This is a genomic window from Streptomyces sp. NPDC002265 (genome assembly GCF_040296125.1).
GTDB lineage: Bacteria > Actinomycetota > Actinomycetes > Streptomycetales > Streptomycetaceae > Streptomyces.
In genome coordinates this window covers 18,728-32,614 of sequence record NZ_JBEOWS010000067.1, presented here as the reverse complement: position 1 = coordinate 32,614, position 13,887 = coordinate 18,728, and the positions used below count along the sequence as shown (strand labels likewise).

Annotated in this window: 19 protein-coding genes; 8 read left to right on the top strand and 11 right to left on the bottom strand. The window is 73.1% G+C overall.

Annotated elements, in window-relative coordinates; all coding sequences use genetic code 11:
* The first annotated feature begins 198 nt into the window (after positions 1-198).
* Positions 199-1,164 carry a DUF1152 domain-containing protein gene (locus tag ABT085_RS14925; protein WP_351606568.1) on the top strand — a complete coding sequence of 322 codons (966 nt, stop codon included), beginning with the start codon at positions 199-201 and terminating at the stop codon, positions 1,162-1,164.
* Between the two features lie 14 nt (positions 1,165-1,178).
* Here ABT085_RS14925 and ABT085_RS14920 read toward each other — a convergent pair whose 3' ends face one another.
* The 3 genes from ABT085_RS14920 to ABT085_RS14910 form a co-directional block, all read right to left on the bottom strand.
* Positions 1,179-2,042, bottom strand: coding sequence for a hypothetical protein (locus ABT085_RS14920; protein ID WP_351606565.1), 864 nt, complete (start codon positions 2,040-2,042; stop codon positions 1,179-1,181).
* 91 nt (positions 2,043-2,133) lie between these two features.
* Complete coding sequence (locus tag ABT085_RS14915) at positions 2,134-3,312, bottom strand: DUF2306 domain-containing protein (RefSeq protein ID WP_351606562.1); 1,179 nt, start codon at positions 3,310-3,312, stop codon at positions 2,134-2,136.
* Positions 3,313-3,397: 85 nt separating this feature from the next.
* Complete coding sequence (locus ABT085_RS14910) at positions 3,398-3,928, bottom strand: PadR family transcriptional regulator (protein ID WP_351606559.1); 531 nt, start codon at positions 3,926-3,928, stop codon at positions 3,398-3,400.
* Between the two features lie 434 nt (positions 3,929-4,362).
* On the opposite strand from ABT085_RS14910, the gene ABT085_RS14905 reads away from it, so the two are divergent.
* Positions 4,363-4,788: a hypothetical protein gene (locus ABT085_RS14905; RefSeq protein WP_351606557.1), complete on the top strand. Its 426-nt coding sequence runs from the start codon at positions 4,363-4,365 to the stop codon at positions 4,786-4,788.
* A gap of 15 nt (positions 4,789-4,803) precedes the next feature.
* Here ABT085_RS14905 and ABT085_RS14900 read toward each other — a convergent pair whose 3' ends face one another.
* From ABT085_RS14900 to ABT085_RS14885, 4 genes are all read right to left on the bottom strand, one after another.
* Positions 4,804-5,178 (bottom strand): roadblock/LC7 domain-containing protein, encoded by a 375-nt coding sequence (locus ABT085_RS14900; protein WP_351606554.1) that lies wholly within the window; start codon positions 5,176-5,178, stop codon positions 4,804-4,806.
* A gap of 132 nt (positions 5,179-5,310) precedes the next feature.
* Complete coding sequence (locus ABT085_RS14895) at positions 5,311-5,826, bottom strand: roadblock/LC7 domain-containing protein (RefSeq protein ID WP_351606551.1); 516 nt, start codon at positions 5,824-5,826, stop codon at positions 5,311-5,313.
* A 38-nt stretch (positions 5,827-5,864) separates the two neighbouring features.
* The gene (locus ABT085_RS14890) at positions 5,865-6,641 is read right to left on the bottom strand and encodes a hypothetical protein (protein ID WP_351606548.1); all 777 of its coding nucleotides are present in this window, start codon (positions 6,639-6,641) and stop codon (positions 5,865-5,867) included.
* On the bottom strand, positions 6,638-7,066 hold the full coding sequence (locus ABT085_RS14885; protein WP_351606545.1) for a hypothetical protein: 429 nt from the start codon (positions 7,064-7,066) through the stop codon (positions 6,638-6,640). The genes ABT085_RS14890 and ABT085_RS14885 overlap by 4 nt, the downstream gene beginning before the upstream one ends.
* 374 nt (positions 7,067-7,440) lie before the next feature.
* Between ABT085_RS14885 and ABT085_RS14880 the strand changes: the two genes are divergently transcribed.
* Positions 7,441-8,607 (top strand): hypothetical protein, encoded by a 1,167-nt coding sequence (locus ABT085_RS14880; protein ID WP_351606542.1) that lies wholly within the window; start codon positions 7,441-7,443, stop codon positions 8,605-8,607.
* A gap of 57 nt (positions 8,608-8,664) precedes the next feature.
* On the opposite strand, the gene ABT085_RS14875 is transcribed toward ABT085_RS14880, so the two are convergent.
* Positions 8,665-9,315: a TetR/AcrR family transcriptional regulator gene (locus ABT085_RS14875; RefSeq protein ID WP_351606539.1), complete on the bottom strand. Its 651-nt coding sequence runs from the start codon at positions 9,313-9,315 to the stop codon at positions 8,665-8,667.
* Positions 9,316-9,388: 73 nt separating this feature from the next.
* On the opposite strand from ABT085_RS14875, the gene ABT085_RS14870 reads away from it, so the two are divergent.
* The 4 genes from ABT085_RS14870 to tgmB all read left to right on the top strand — a co-directional run bounded on the left by ABT085_RS14870 (position 9,389) and on the right by tgmB (position 12,155).
* Positions 9,389-10,135 carry a carboxymuconolactone decarboxylase family protein gene (locus tag ABT085_RS14870; RefSeq protein ID WP_351606536.1) on the top strand — a complete coding sequence of 249 codons (747 nt, stop codon included), beginning with the start codon at positions 9,389-9,391 and terminating at the stop codon, positions 10,133-10,135.
* A gap of 386 nt (positions 10,136-10,521) precedes the next feature.
* Positions 10,522-10,803, top strand: a complete 282-nt coding sequence (locus ABT085_RS14865) for a YkvA family protein (protein WP_351606533.1) — start codon at positions 10,522-10,524, stop codon at positions 10,801-10,803.
* Positions 10,804-10,960: 157 nt separating this feature from the next.
* Complete coding sequence (tgmA, locus tag ABT085_RS14860) at positions 10,961-11,152, top strand: putative ATP-grasp-modified RiPP (RefSeq protein WP_152887452.1); 192 nt, start codon at positions 10,961-10,963, stop codon at positions 11,150-11,152.
* A 16-nt stretch (positions 11,153-11,168) separates the two neighbouring features.
* Positions 11,169-12,155 (top strand): ATP-grasp ribosomal peptide maturase, encoded by a 987-nt coding sequence (gene tgmB, locus ABT085_RS14855; protein WP_351606530.1) that lies wholly within the window; start codon positions 11,169-11,171, stop codon positions 12,153-12,155.
* A 35-nt stretch (positions 12,156-12,190) separates the two neighbouring features.
* Here the strand turns inward: tgmB and ABT085_RS14850 are convergent, their stop codons facing one another.
* Positions 12,191-12,400, bottom strand: coding sequence for a hypothetical protein (locus tag ABT085_RS14850; RefSeq protein ID WP_351606527.1), 210 nt, complete (start codon positions 12,398-12,400; stop codon positions 12,191-12,193).
* A gap of 64 nt (positions 12,401-12,464) precedes the next feature.
* Positions 12,465-12,758 carry a DUF5133 domain-containing protein gene (locus ABT085_RS14845; protein ID WP_351606525.1) on the bottom strand — a complete coding sequence of 98 codons (294 nt, stop codon included), beginning with the start codon at positions 12,756-12,758 and terminating at the stop codon, positions 12,465-12,467.
* Positions 12,759-12,898: 140 nt separating this feature from the next.
* Here ABT085_RS14845 and ABT085_RS14840 point away from each other — a divergent pair, with 140 nt between their 5' ends.
* Positions 12,899-13,258, top strand: a complete 360-nt coding sequence (locus tag ABT085_RS14840) for a hypothetical protein (RefSeq protein WP_351606522.1) — start codon at positions 12,899-12,901, stop codon at positions 13,256-13,258.
* Between the two features lie 76 nt (positions 13,259-13,334).
* Here the strand turns inward: ABT085_RS14840 and ABT085_RS14835 are convergent, their stop codons facing one another.
* Positions 13,335-13,880: a hypothetical protein gene (locus tag ABT085_RS14835; RefSeq protein WP_351606520.1), complete on the bottom strand. Its 546-nt coding sequence runs from the start codon at positions 13,878-13,880 to the stop codon at positions 13,335-13,337.
* Between the last annotated feature and the right edge of the window lie 7 nt (positions 13,881-13,887).

Here is a 13,887-nt window from a genome sequence, read left to right as displayed (position 1 = left end):
GGCGGCGCGGGGGGGGCGGCCGCACCCGCGGCCGCGGGCCCCCGCGCCCGTCTCCCCCGCACGGCCCGCCCGTGCGCCCGCCTGTGCTGTCGGCCCGCCCGGCCCTCGTGCCCGCCGCGACCGGCGTCGTACGAGAACGGTCGCGGACCCGGCGGGAAACCGGATGAAGTCCGTGCCGGTGCCTGTTAGCTTCCCCCGGTGTTCACCCTCCACGAGCCGCCCCTGTTCACCCGTCTGCGCGACGCACGGCGGATCCTCGTCGCCGGCGCGGGCGGCGGATTCGACATCTACGCCGGGCTGCCGCTGGCCCTCGCCCTACGGGCGGCCGGCAAGGAGGTCCACCTGGCGAACCTGTCCTTCGCCGACCTGTACGGACTGGATCTGGACGTATGGCTGGAGCAGGACGTGGCCGCGATCCGCCCGGACACCGAAGCCCGCGGCGACTACTTCCCCGAACGCACCCTCGCCCGGTGGCTGGAGGTGCACGGCATGCCGTCCACGGTGTACGCGCTGTCCCGTACGGGCGTCACCCCGCTGCGCGCCGCCTACCGCGCGCTCCTGGACAGCCTCGGCGGAGTCGACGCGATCGTGCTGGTGGACGGCGGCACCGACATCCTCATGCGCGGGGACGAGGACGGGCTCGGCACCCCCGAGGAGGACATGGCCAGCCTGGGCGCCGTGGCCGGTCTCGACGAGGTGGAGCAGCGGCTGGTGGCGTGCCTCGGCTTCGGCGTGGACGCCTACCACGGGGTCAACCACGCGCTGGTGCTGGAGAACCTGGCCGCTCTCCAGCGCGAGGGCGCCTGGCTGGGCGCGTTCTCGCTGCCGTACGACAGCCGTGAGGGCGCCCTCTACGTCGACGCGGTCGCCCACGCCCGGCAGAGCACGCCGGACCACCCGAGCATCGTCAACGGGTCCGTGGCCGCCGCGGTGCGCGGCGAGTTCGGCGACGTGCGGTTCACCGAGCGGACGAAGAACAGCCGGTTGTTCGTCAACCCGCTGATGGCCGTGTACTTCTGCGTCGACGCGGTCGGACTCGCCCGCCGCAACCTGTATCTGGACCGGATCGAGCACACCGTCCTGACCCGGCAGATCAGCTCCGCCATAGCGGAGTTCCGCGACGACCTGCCGAGCCTGCGCCCGCCCCGCGTGTTCCCGCACTGAGTTCTGGGCGAGTTCTAGGCGGGGACGGCCGACCTCGACAGCAGCACGAGGCCGCTCGCGCCCGCGCACGCCAGGCCCGCCAGCATGCAGACCAGGCTCAGCGCCGGGCCGGACGACCAGTCGACGGAGCGCGCGTGGACGGCGAGGACGAGCGTCACGGCGAGCGCGGTCCCGGGCAGGGCCAGCAGGGCCGGGCGGGTGCGGGCGAGATCGTCCTCGGCGAGGGCGCCGAGCACCCCGGTGCCCAGGGCCAGAGCCCATACCCCGAGCGCCTGGGCGTCGGGGCGGGCGACGTCCCAGGGGACGAAGGCGGCCCAGAACCCCGGTCGCAGCAGCAGGCCCGTGCCGATGCCCAGCCAGGCCGAGCCGAGCACGGCCAGCGGCGGCTTCGACCAGGCGGGCAGCGGCAGCGCGCGGGGCCGCGCCGGGCGGGCGGCCCCCAGATGCTGCCAGGTCAGGGTGGCCAGCGCGGCCACGCACAGCGTTCCCAGCACGAACAGCCAGCCCAGGCTGAACAGCACCGCGACGATGCCGCCGCCGCGGGCGATGTACAGCCGTCCGGCGTTGAGCAGGGTCACGGCGAACAGGCCGACGAGCACGACGCCGAGCGCGTACACGAGCGTGCGCACGTCCTGCCAGCGGGCGGCCCGGCCGACGGCGAACAGGCCCGGTGAGGTGCCCAGCATCGCGGCGCCGACCAGGCCCGGGCTGAGGGACCCGGGCGACGGCCAGGCGCCGAAGACATGACCGGTGAGGCTGACGGCGGCCAGCAGTCCGCCGACCAGGACGCTGATCACCGCCACCGCCGTGGCCAGGACCGCCACCCCGGCGGTCAGCGGCCGTCCGTCCGGGGCGGGTGTGACGGGGGTGTCCGGCACGATGCTGTCCCTCCGATCCGTTCGAGTCGATTTCGCTGGATGACGCTGGTGTGTTCGGTCACGGGGGTGATCGCGGCCGGTCGGTTCCGGGCTACGCGACCGTTCCGCCGACCGGTGACGCGGCCGGGGCCGCGACGGGAGCCGTCCGCCTGAGCACCTCGCGGGCGTACATGACCCGCAGGCTCACGACGGTCGTCGCGGCGAACGCCAGGACGCCGCAGCCGATCGACACCCCGGCGACGAGCGCCGTGTGCGGATCGAGTCCCAGCCCCCGTTCCAGCACCGGGGCCGTGCCGGCCGACAGCACCGGGGCCAGGCACAGGCCCGTCAGCTGCAGCAGCCACTCCTCCCGGGCCCAGGCGCGTCCCTGCCGTCCGGCGCGCCGGGCGCTCACGGCCATGACCGCGTAGGCGGCCGCGTACGGCAGCAGGTAGGCCCACAGCAGCCGCCGCCCGGGGCCGGCCGCGTCCAGGAAACCGTGCACGATCAGGGCCAGGGCCGCCGCACCGGCCAGATGGGCGGCGACCAGCACCGGCAGTGGTACCCAGGTGCGGCCCGCCCCGGTCAGCCGCCCGCGCCGGTCCAGGGTGCGCGAGGCGACGAGCGCGCCGAAGGCGACCACCGAGCCCAGGTGCATGATCGCCACCTGGTTGATGTCCGTCATGGGCAGTCCCGGCAGCAGCCACGGCAGCGCGCCCCACTCCAGCCGCAGCAGCGGCGCGGTCAGCAGGAAGCCGTAGCACAGCAGCATCCAGCGCTGGTGCAGGTCGGGGAAGCCGCCGACGGCCGCGAGAACGCCGAACGTCACGCTGAACACCGTGCCGACCAGGATGACGGCCAGCACGATCCAGAACGCGGCGCCGCTGAACGCGTCCTCGGGCGCGGTACGGGCGAGGTACAGCCCGGCGCCCGCCATCGAGGCGTACACGGTCACGGCGAAGAGCACGCCGAGGATCCGGTGCGCCCGCCGGCGCCCGCGGGCGGCCGTCAGCAGCTGCGCGGGGCCCAGCAGCATGAGCAGCCCGCCGAGCACGGAGTGCACGATCATCGGCAGCAGGCTGTGCCGGTACGGCCCGATCCTGGTCGCCAGCGCGTCGGCCACGTACCGGGGCGAGACCGCGCGGCCGAGCAGCCACTCGCCGAAGGCCGGCGCGCCGGGACGGGCGTAGGGCCACAGTTCGGTCATCGCGATCGGCGCGTAGGCCACGCAGACCGCGGACACCGCGACAACGGCGCCACGGCGCCAGCCGGCCCTCGTTGGACGACGCACGACGGCTCCCTGCCCGCGGCCGGACCCCGGCCGCCGATAGTCTCTTCTGGACTATCGAGAAGGTAGGGGTGACCCGGCCGCGCGGTCAACGGTCGCGCGTACGTTCCTCGCGGCGGCCCACCCACTCCCAGAAGTCGGCCATCATCCGCTCGTAGCGCAGGCCGAACTCCAGCGCCTCGCGCTGCCCCGGGGTCAGCAGGTCCCCCACGCTCGCGGCGAGTTCCTCGTAGGTGCGCAGGGTGCGGGCGTGGGCGTCGAGCTGTTCGGGGACCAGCACGTCGGGGCTGCCGCCGAACCACAGTTTGAGGATGCCGCGTTCCCTGGCCTCCACCGGCACGAACTCCGGGTCGTCGAGCCAGCCGCGCAGCGCGCTCCGGCCGGACTCGGTCAGCGTCAGCACCCGGCGGTTGCGGCCGCTCTCCTGCCGTACCTGGGCCAGCAGGCCCGCCGCCAGCAGGCGGTCGCACTGCGCGTACACCTGGGCGTGCGGCACGGACCAGAACGGCGCGACGGTACGGGCCGCCTCCACCTTCACGTCGTACGCACTCGCCTCGCCCAGCTTGTCGATGATGCCGAGGACGAGGAAGGAGGAGGTGGTCAACCGGGCGTCGGACATGGGCTGACCGTATCGTCCCGCGGCCCGGGTCCCGGACGGACGGCGCAGTCGGAGGGCGGGGTGGGCGCCGTCCTGGGCCGTGCGGGCCGGACGAGCCGGGGCCGGGCGGGCCAAGCGGGCCGGGCGGGAGCGCCGCACGGCGGGCCGCGCGCGGGGAGGGAGCGCGAGGCCGCCGTGCGACGGGTTGTGCGCCGGTGCGGCGGTCCGCGCCGGCGTGGGTCAATCCGTGGTCGCGCAGATGCTGCGAGTGCCGTCAGGACGGGTAGATCTCCTTCAGCGGCTTTCCGCCCGACACCTCCCGCGAAGGACACGTGGTCTTGGCTCTCACCTATCCTGACGCGCTCTCAGCCCGTCGTCCCGGCAGGTCCTGGACGATCCGGGTGACGGGACATCGCGACCGTACCGCCACTGTCAGCTGCTCCTCGGCGTGCAGCATGCCTCCCCGTTCCCGCGACATCGCCGCCCTGCGCCGGTTCGCCGAAGCCCATGCCGCCGCCCACGCCAAGGCGGCGTCGGTGCGTCCCGACGCGGCGTGTTCGTGCCGTCAGCAGCGCTGCGTGCTGCACGAGAACACCCGGGTGTCCTGCGGGGGCGTGGTGCTCCTCGTCCTGCGCCACGATCCCTCGGTGGGCCAGGTGTGGACGCTGAGCGAGGTCTGCTCCGCGTGCGCCCCCCTGATGTCCCACACCCGGGTGCTGGGCCGGGCCGCGCCGCTCGGGAAGCCGGCCGAACCGGCCATGACACCGGTGTCCCCGGAGTCCCGGGCGGCGACGCCGCGTCTGGTCCCCGGCGGGTTCAGCGGGCCGCCCGGCGGCGACGCGCCCGACCGCGCGGCGCGTGGCCGACGCGGACGGCGCTGACCCGGGACGGTGTGCTCAGATCTCCAGCTCGTTCTCGATCTTGCGCAGCTGGTGCCGGGCCATCGCCAGGTTGGCACGGTTGGACTCCAGCACGAGATAGAGGAACAGCCCCGACCCGTCGCGCCCCTTCAGCAGCCGGATCAGGTGGTACTGGCTGCTCAGGGTGATCAGGATGTCCTCGATCTCACCCTCGAGACCGAGGTGTTCCATCGTGCGCAGCTTGGACCGCACGACATCGGTGTTGCCCGCCGCCGCGACCTCCAGGTCGAAGTCCTTGCCCCCGCCGAGCGTGCCCAGCGCCATGCCGCTGGTGTAGTCGACAAGGGCTGCCGCGGTCGCGCCGTCGATGGAGCTGAGGCATTCCTTGAGGGAGACTTCGAGGTTGGCCATGGGTCATGTCCTTTCAGATCAAAGGGGGTTGAACAGTTGCGAGATGGTTCGGGTCGGCCTCGCGGCGGTTCGGGCCCCGGACCGCGGGCCCGGGGCCACGGACCTCGGCGCCGATCCGCCGGTGCCGCGTGACTAGTTGCCGGCCTCGGGGCGCAGCCAGTGCCGGGACTGCTGTGGTATCCGCAGCGGAAGGGTGCCGAGCGCGCGCCCGGGCTCGGCGGGCGGCGGATCGTCCGGGAGCGCCCGCCAGGGGCGGCGCACGCCCGCGTCGGAATCGGCCTGGGCCGCGACGAGTTCGGCGATCCGGGCGCCGCTGCGTCTGCCCTCCAGATGGAGCCGGCCTACGTTGGCCCGGTCGTCGGCGAGCAGGGTGAGCACGGCGGACGGCCCCGCCGCGTACGTCGCCACATAGCCGTCGGTGCCGCGCACCAGCAGCTCGCAGAACTCACCGCGCCGGGCGGTGTCCACCATGCGGTGGGCGACGCCCAGGGCTGCCGCGGTGAGGGCTGCCAGCCCCTCCGTCTCGGCGTCCGGCAGGTCCTGGGCGAGGACGAGACCGTCGACGCTGGCCGCCACGGATCCCGCGAGCAGGGGTATACGGGTGCGCAGTCGGCGTAGTTCGCTCAGGACGTCGGCTTCGACGGCCATGACCAGTCTCCTTTCGGCACGCTGTCGTCGCGCGCGGATCACAGGGCCTCCAGGGCGTTTCGAAGCCGCCGCAGCAGGGCGGTGTCGATCTCGTCCTGGGCCGCCGGTTGCCAGGGAAGGTCCGGGGCGGAGGGCACGGGCGGGGCGGATACGGTGGTGACGAGACCGTCGGCGGCCAGGCGCCGCAGTTCGACGAGCGTGGGGAACGTCCGCCAGGCCAGCGCCGAGGCGATCTCGGCGGCCGTGCGCACTCCGTCGACCTGCGCCAGCGCACGGCCGCGCCGGGCGGGCAGCGTCGCCGCGCGGACGCCGGGCACCCGCGCGAGGGGGGCGTTGTCGATGTCGGGCTCGGGCCAGATGCGCTGGAGCTGGTCGCGTCGCCGCTGCGACTCGCGTACGACGGTGGCCACCGGCACGGGCCGGACCGCACCGAGCCAGTGGCCGATGTCGGGGCGGAAGCGCGGTGCGCGGCTGGTACGGCCGAGGGCGAAGTACGCGGCGTCGAACAGCACCCCCAGATGGCACAGTTCCAGCGCCCCGGCGGCGAGCCGCCCGCTGTCGACGAGTTGCCGGCCGACGCTGCTGCGCCTGCCGCCCCGGTCGAGGGCCTCCTGCCAGCCGTCGGGGTCGACGGCACCGCTGCCGGTGAGCAGCAGGCCCAGGTCGGGGGCGAACGGGGAGTCCACGTGCGCGATGTGTCCGGCCAGCAGGTAGAAGGTGCCGCGCTCGCCGCTGAGAGCACCGGTCGCGCGGTCGGCGGCGAGGCTTTCGAGCGAGTTCAGGACGGTGGCGTCCGTCAGGGGTAACGGGGTCATCCGAGCACCAGCCGATTCGCCGTCTCGGCCAGCCTGATGCGGGCCAGGGCCAGATTGCCGTCGGCGCGGTTCAGCCAGAGGTGGAGGAAGACGCTGCTGTCGAAGGGGGTGGAGACGAAAGTGATCACGTGGTAGGAGTCGACGGTCGTGACGATCACGTCCTGCACGGGCGGCGCCGTGTCCGGGTCGGTCTCAGCCCCGTCGCCGGCCTCCGCCCCGTCGCCGGCGTCCCCGGACGCGAAGGAGCGGCTCTCCAGCGCGGCCCTGGCGAACTCCGCGGTCTCCGCGGCCGCGGCCTCGTGGTCCCCGCCGGCCGCCTCGCCGACCACACCCAGGGCGAGCCCGCTGACCCAGTCGACCACCGCCGCGCCTCGGGCACCGGGCACCCGCATGGCGTCCAGCAGACTCTCGTCGATTCCGGGCACGCAGGAACCCCCCTTCCCGCACGGATGTATCGCGAACGTGATGTTGAGACTACGGAATGTGTCGGCCGCGGGTGAGGGCTTTGGCATTTTCCAAAGGAACATGCACGGTTATGGCCGAGGTCGATCGCTGTCCGACTCGGCCCGGAGGCACCGCGAGGGTCCGTCCGCCCGGGCCTCGAGGCACGGGGGCGACCCGTCCGGCCGCGACCGCCGGGCGCCGGAGCGGGCGCCGGTCACGGGTGCGCGCCGGTGGTACACGCAGACCGTCGCGCACCGCATGGACGCGACGCGCCGGGCGACCCCCGCCTGGCCGTATGCATCCTGGGACGACGATACTGGCTCACGCACGTCGTCCCCGCACCACAGATGGACTCATGCCGACCTCTCCCACCGCGCAGCCCACCCATCCTCCGACCGTCTGGCTCGTCCGGGGCCGTCATCTCGGCCCGGCAGCGGCCGACGCCCTGCGCAAGAACCTCCGCATGCTCAAGGACACCGAAGCCATCCTGGACTGGCTGGAAGTGCCGCAGTCCGACGGCGCCCCGGACGAGCGGATCTTCGAGGCCCGCTGGTCGGCCGGAGCGCAGGTGACCGTGCGGGCGCGGCTGACGCTCACCGAGGACACGGCCTTCGGGCAGGACTGGACGCTGGTCGCGGAGGCCGAGCAGCCGTGGGACCAGCGCTGGCCCTCCCCGGCCGCCATGTTCTGGCCACAGGAGCGGGACACCGCCTGGGACCACGAGGCCACCACCCGTCTGAGGTTCCTCGACACCAACCCGCTCCCGGAGGACGACAAGGAGCTGCGGCGTGTGCTGCGCGCCGCGGTGCGCGGCAGCTGGGCCGTCCATCTCGTCGTCCACGAGGCCATGACGCCCGACCAGCGGGGGCGCCGCCCGCTGACCCCGCTGCTCGGAGCCGGTCTGCACCACCGGGTGGTGGAGCACCGCGCCGCGCCGCACCAGCTGCGCTCGGTGAACTGGGCGCTGCGCGAGTTCGACGTGGAACTGCCGCGCGGCGGCGCCGTGGTGCTGCCCGGGACCCCGGCCGCGCCCGGCTACGACGCGTCGGCGTTCTCCGTGCGCAGTGTCTTCCTGGACGGCTCGGAGCCGACCGAGGTCCTCGACGCGGTGACACGTTTCGTCGCGTCGCCCAGGCCGCTGCCGGCCGGTGCCGAGACCGCGCTGACCCAACTGCGGGAGGACTGGCGGCTGCTGACGCTGGAGGAGGAACTGGCGCGTGAGCGCAAGCTCGTGGCGATGTACGCCGAGGCGCTGGAGGCCATGACGCAGTCGCGCGACCTGTACCGGGAGGCCGCGGAGCGGGCGAACGAGGCGCTGGCCGCCTACCGCGAGGGCGGCGCGGCACGGCCCCCGGCCGCCCGCGCGAGCGGTTCCCCGCTCCAGCAGCTGACGCGCACGCTGGAACGCTTCAAGGCCGGCCCGAAGGGACGCTCCTGGACGGCCCCGTCCCCCACGGCCACCCCGGACGCCCCTGCCGAATCAGCCGGTACGACGGGTACGGAGCCCCCGACCGACCGCTGAACGCGGCGCCCGACGCACACGTCACGCAGCACCGAACCGGTTCACTCCGCCACCGCGTCAGGCTTGCGCGTCGCCGTTCCGCGCGGACGGGACACCGACGAGCTTCACCAGGAACCGGTCCACCTGTTCCTCCAACGGGGGCCAGGGCAGTTCGGGCTCGTTGACGCGGAGCGATACCGCGCCGTGGACGGCCGTGCGCAGATCCAGGGACACGGTCTCCGCGTCGCCGCGCGGCGCCAGCCCGGCATCCATGCAGCGGCGGATCGCCGCGGTCGTGCGCTCGGCCATCTCCTCCTTGAAGGGCATGTCCCTTCGCCGGTTGAGCGTGCTCTCGTGCAGCACCTTGTACAGCCCCGGATGCTCGCGCGACCACGCACCGAGCACCGCCGTCCGGGCTCGCAGGGCGGCCACCGGGTCGACGCCCGCCTCCGCGGCGTCCACCGCACGCAAAAGGCCCGCGTGGCAGTGCTCGAGCGCGGCCAGCACCAGTGCGTCGCGGTCGGCGAAGTGGATGTAGACGGAGGTCGCGGCGATGCCCACCTCACGGGCGATCGCCCGCAGCGACAGCGCCTGGTCATCGGCGAGTTCGTCCAGCAGCCGCAGCGCCGCCTCGACGATCTCGCCGCGCAGCCGTTCGCCCTGGCCCCGCGGGTTGCGGCCGCGCGGCTCGGTACGGGTGGTGGTTCGGGCCGGAGTCGTCGCATCCATGGTCGGTCATTGTATTCGGGACATCTTTAAGGCTACGGTCGTAGCCCTACAGATGTTCACTCAAGGAGTCACCATGAAACTGCCGACCCAGGACACGGTCGGGCAACTGGACCCGGTGTTAGCGGAGATGGCCGCGGCGACCTACCGACTCATCCGTGCGGCACCGCAGTTGACGCCGCGTGAGTCCGCACTCCTCAGCCTCGTCGCCGACGTCTGCGAACAGACCCTCGGGATGCCGTTCGAGATGCATGTACGGGCCGCCCTGGACGTCGGCGTCGACGCCGACGATCTGCGCGAGCTGCTGCGCTTCATCTCCTACGACAGCGGCTACCCGGCGGCGCTGGCCGCCCTGGAGCGGCTGGCCGAGATCGAACGCGTGCACGGCCTGCCCGGACCGACAGGCCAGGGTCACCGGGTGGACGCGGACGGCACGGGCAGCCCCCTTCCCATGGCGATGCGGGCCGAGGTGCGCGCCCTCGACCCGGACTTCGCCGACTACATGGACCTGCAGTCGCGGATGCGCGCCGACATGTCCCGGATCAGCGTCCGCGAGCGGGCGTTCGCCACCATGACGGTGGACGTCCTCTACCAGACCCTCCAGGAGAGCTTCCGCGCCCATGTCGGCCGCGCGCTGGGCGCGGGAGCGACGCCCGACGAGGTCCGCGCCGCCGTCCGTGCCACCGCGCCGTTCGGGATGACCCGGGCCTGGCGCGCCCTGCACGTGCTCGACGCACTGCTGGCCGAGCACGAAAGGCCGCGGACCGAGCGGCCGCACGCGGAGCGGGCACAGGCCGAACAACAGGCACAGCCGCAGGCGTAGAGGCAGGACGGACCTGCGGCTCGGCAACGGCTGACCTCCGACGGCCCGCACCGCGCAGGAGACCCGGAGCATCGGGCCCGTCCGGCGCGGTGCGGGCCGCGGCCTTCCCGACCCGCCCCGACCGTCACGGAGAGTGCTCAACCGACGCCGTGGCGCGCTCAGTCGGGGCGCGGTCGTCCTCACGCCCCCGGGGAGCGGTACCCGACTCGGCTCGGCTCATGACCAGGTACCGGCGCGCCCCGCGCCGCCGGGTTGGAGCAGCCGGGTGAAGCGGCCGCAGCAAACGTGCTTTCCGCCGACAAAAACGGGCATTCGACTACCAAAGACGGGGGAAAAGAACCGGGGTAGACCAGACACGGCGCGGCAGACCGCGCGAGGGAGGGTCCGTGGATTCGACCACCACGTTCATCACCGTCGCCGCGGTGGTCGCGGCGCTTCTGTTCGCCCTGGCCGTCGGGGTGTTGGTGCGGCTGGTCCGGGCCAGGCGGGGCCTGCGCCGCGCGGGACTCCCGACCGGGCCGCGCTGGGTCTTCTGGGGCGCGGTCCTGTATTTCGTACTGCCGACCGATCTGTTGCCCGATCCGGTCTATCTCGACGACATCGGAGTGCTCCTGCTCGCCCTCCGCACGCTGCACCGTTCTCCCGACCGCTTCGGTGCCGAGGGCTGACCAACCGGCGCTCCTCGCGCCAAATGTCACGGAGAGTAAGGAAACCAATCACCCGTTCGATTCGTATAAGTACCTGGGGGTCGCACGAAGACAACGGGCCGAGTGACACGGCCGGGCGACACCGCTTGATCGAGGCAGTACCGAAGAGGGAGAGACCATGCAACCGTTCGCGCTCAACTACGCACGCCCAGCTGCGGAGTTGGAGTTCGTGACTCCGTACGCCTACGACTCCGGACGGCAGTTGAACGTACTCTTCGACGGTCGGATAGCCGCCCGCGACCACGCCCTGCTGAGAGAACTCGGGACCACGACCTCGACGGCGGGCTCGAAGACCCACTTCGACGACTGAACACGAGCGGCCGACAATGACCGTACTGATCCTTACCTGTGAAGAAGACGTCACGACGGACATGGTGATCGTCCACCTGAACGCGACCGGCGTCCCCGTGGTCCGCCTCGACCCGGCGGATCTCACCAACGGCGTCGCGCTGTCCGGCGAGTACGTCCACGGCTCCTTTCGCGGCCATCTGTCCTCCGCGGGGCGCCTGGTGAGCATCGAGGGCCTGCGTTCCGTCTGGGTCCGCAGGCCCGGCGCCCCGGCCGCCAACGCCGCCGGCGCCTCCGCCTGGCTGGCCGAGGAGTCCTCACAGGCCCTCTACGGCATGCTCCGCGGCAGCGGCGCACGCTGGATGAACCATCCCGACGCGGCCGTGCGCGCCCGGCACAAGCCCTGGCAGCTGCATCTCGCCCAGCGCACCGGACTGCCCGTCCCGGCCACGCTGATCACGACCTTCCCGCAGGCCGCCCGCGAGTTCGCGGAACGCTATCCGGATCTGGTCGTGAAGCCCGTCTCGGGAGCGCATCCGCAGGACCCGCCCCGGGCGGTGCCGACCAGCCGGGTGGCTCCGGACGCCGACTTCACGGCCGTGGCGTACGGCCCGACCCTGCTGCAGCGCCGGGTCGCCAAGAGCGCCGACATCCGGTTGACCGTCGTCGGCGAGCGGATGCTGGCGGCCCGCAAGGCGGCGGACCCGGACGCCGATCCGGACCTGGTGGACGTGCGCTACGCCTCACCCGCCGTGCCGTGGCGCCCCGTCGAGGTGCCGCCGCGGATCGCCGACGGGGTACGGGCCTACCTCCGCGGGGCGGAACTTGCCTACGGCGCCTTCGACTTCGCCGAGGACGCCGACGGCACCTGGTGGTTCCTGGAGTGCAACCAGTCGGGCCAGTTCGGGTTCGTCGAGGTGGACACCGGCCAGCCCATCGCCCATGCCATCGCGCGATGGCTGGCCCGGCCGGTGGCGGACGCGCACCCGGAACACGCCAACTGCACCGGTACCGCCATGCCGTGAACCCCGGCCCGCGCCCCCAGGACCGGTCAGTGCGGCTACTGCCCCGGCATCAGGGCCGTCCGCTGCCACCCGGCACCGGGCGAGGAGGCACGCGACGCGGTCTCGGGATAGCCGCCGAGCGCCTGCGTCGGCCGCAGCACTATCTCCAACTCCCTGCTGACACGTTCGGCCTCCCGGCGCACCTGGCCGGGAACGTCTCCGCGTTCCGCGATGAGTCGGTCGTAGATGGGGGAATCGTGGAACACCGGGCAACGTGCCTTTCGTCTGGTACGCCTCTTGCGCTGCTGCGCCTCGGCACGGTTGCCGAGTCTAGGCGCCCTCGCACACCCCGGTGTTAATTCCGGGAGAGACGGGGGAGAACCGGACAGCCGTCGACACACCGGTCTTTCCGTGCGCCCCGGACGCCCCGGACACCAGCAGGGCGTCGGCGCGCGCGATCGCCTCACGCACCCCCTCTGCTCCCATCAGGACGCACAGGGTGTAGCTGACGTCCTCCAACTCCCGGGCCGAGGCGGCCAAGGCGTCCCGCTCGGCACGGGCGATCTGCAACGACGCGTAGCGGGTGAGCAGTCTTCTGACGACCTTCGGGTCCGGAACCAGCACGCGACGCCCCTCTCTCGGATGTCCGCTCCGTCTGCCCGCTCCGCCGCCGGACATGCACCGCGTCCGAAGCCGCCCGCTTCCAAATCAGCCGAATGCAGTTGAACAGGGGGCACGCCCCTCTGAACGAACGGTGTACCCCGATGTCCCGCTCCAGCCGCTTCCTCTGCGCCCTCTATCTCGCCACCGGCTCCGGACTGGCCTGGCCCGCCGTCCTCGAGTTCCGCTTCGGGCCCGCATGGGCCGGGTGTCTGTTCGTGGCCGCGAGTCTCGTACCGGTGATCGCCGTCCTGCGCGAGAGCGTCCTGTGCGACCACCGCGGTGAAGTGGCCCGGCTGCGGCGGCTGCATGCGGCCCCGGCCGCGCACACCCGCCGCACCGCCCTGGACCAGGCGGTCCGCTCCCAGCTCGACGCCGCGTGCTGCGAGCGCTGGTGGACCAGCCTGGGCGCCGACCACGACTCGGCGTGCCGGCACCGTACCCACCGCAGCAGCGCGGCCTGACCGGCGACCCGGCGGGCGCTCGGGCGTCCGCCACGCCCCGGACGTCGCGGCGGCACAGGGGGTCGGTGCGGGCGACTCACTCCCCCAGGGCGCGGGCGAGCTCCGTGGTGGCGCGGGCGATCTCGGCGTCGTCCTCGGCCATCAGCTGGCTCAGCTCGGCGCGGCGGGCGCGGACGGCCTGGCGTGCCTTGCGTTCCCAGACGACGTGATTCTCGCGGTGGTTGAGCAGTTTGGGGTAGACGGCGGCCGTGGTCTCCCACTGGCGGGCGTCGGCGATGTTGCTGAGCAACCGGATGATCTGCGCCCGGCAGGTGACCTGCGGGAGCCGGGCGAGCTCCCAGAGGAACGGGACGGTGGCGGCGGTGGCCTGCTCGACGACGAAGCCGAACTGGCAGATGCGTTTCCGCAAGTCGTCGAGCGCTCTTCCGGCCGTCTCGGCGTCACCCCAGGCGACGCTGTTGAGCAGCAGGGGGATCGCGGCCGCGGAACCGGAGGAGTCCTTGATCTCGTGCCAGGGCACCTGCCCCAGGGCCATCAGGGGGGCGGTCCTGGCCACGCCCCGCGCGGGTGTGTCGCTGTCTGTGCGCTGCGTGCTCGGCTGTGCGGTCGGAGCGGGGCGCATGGCGGAG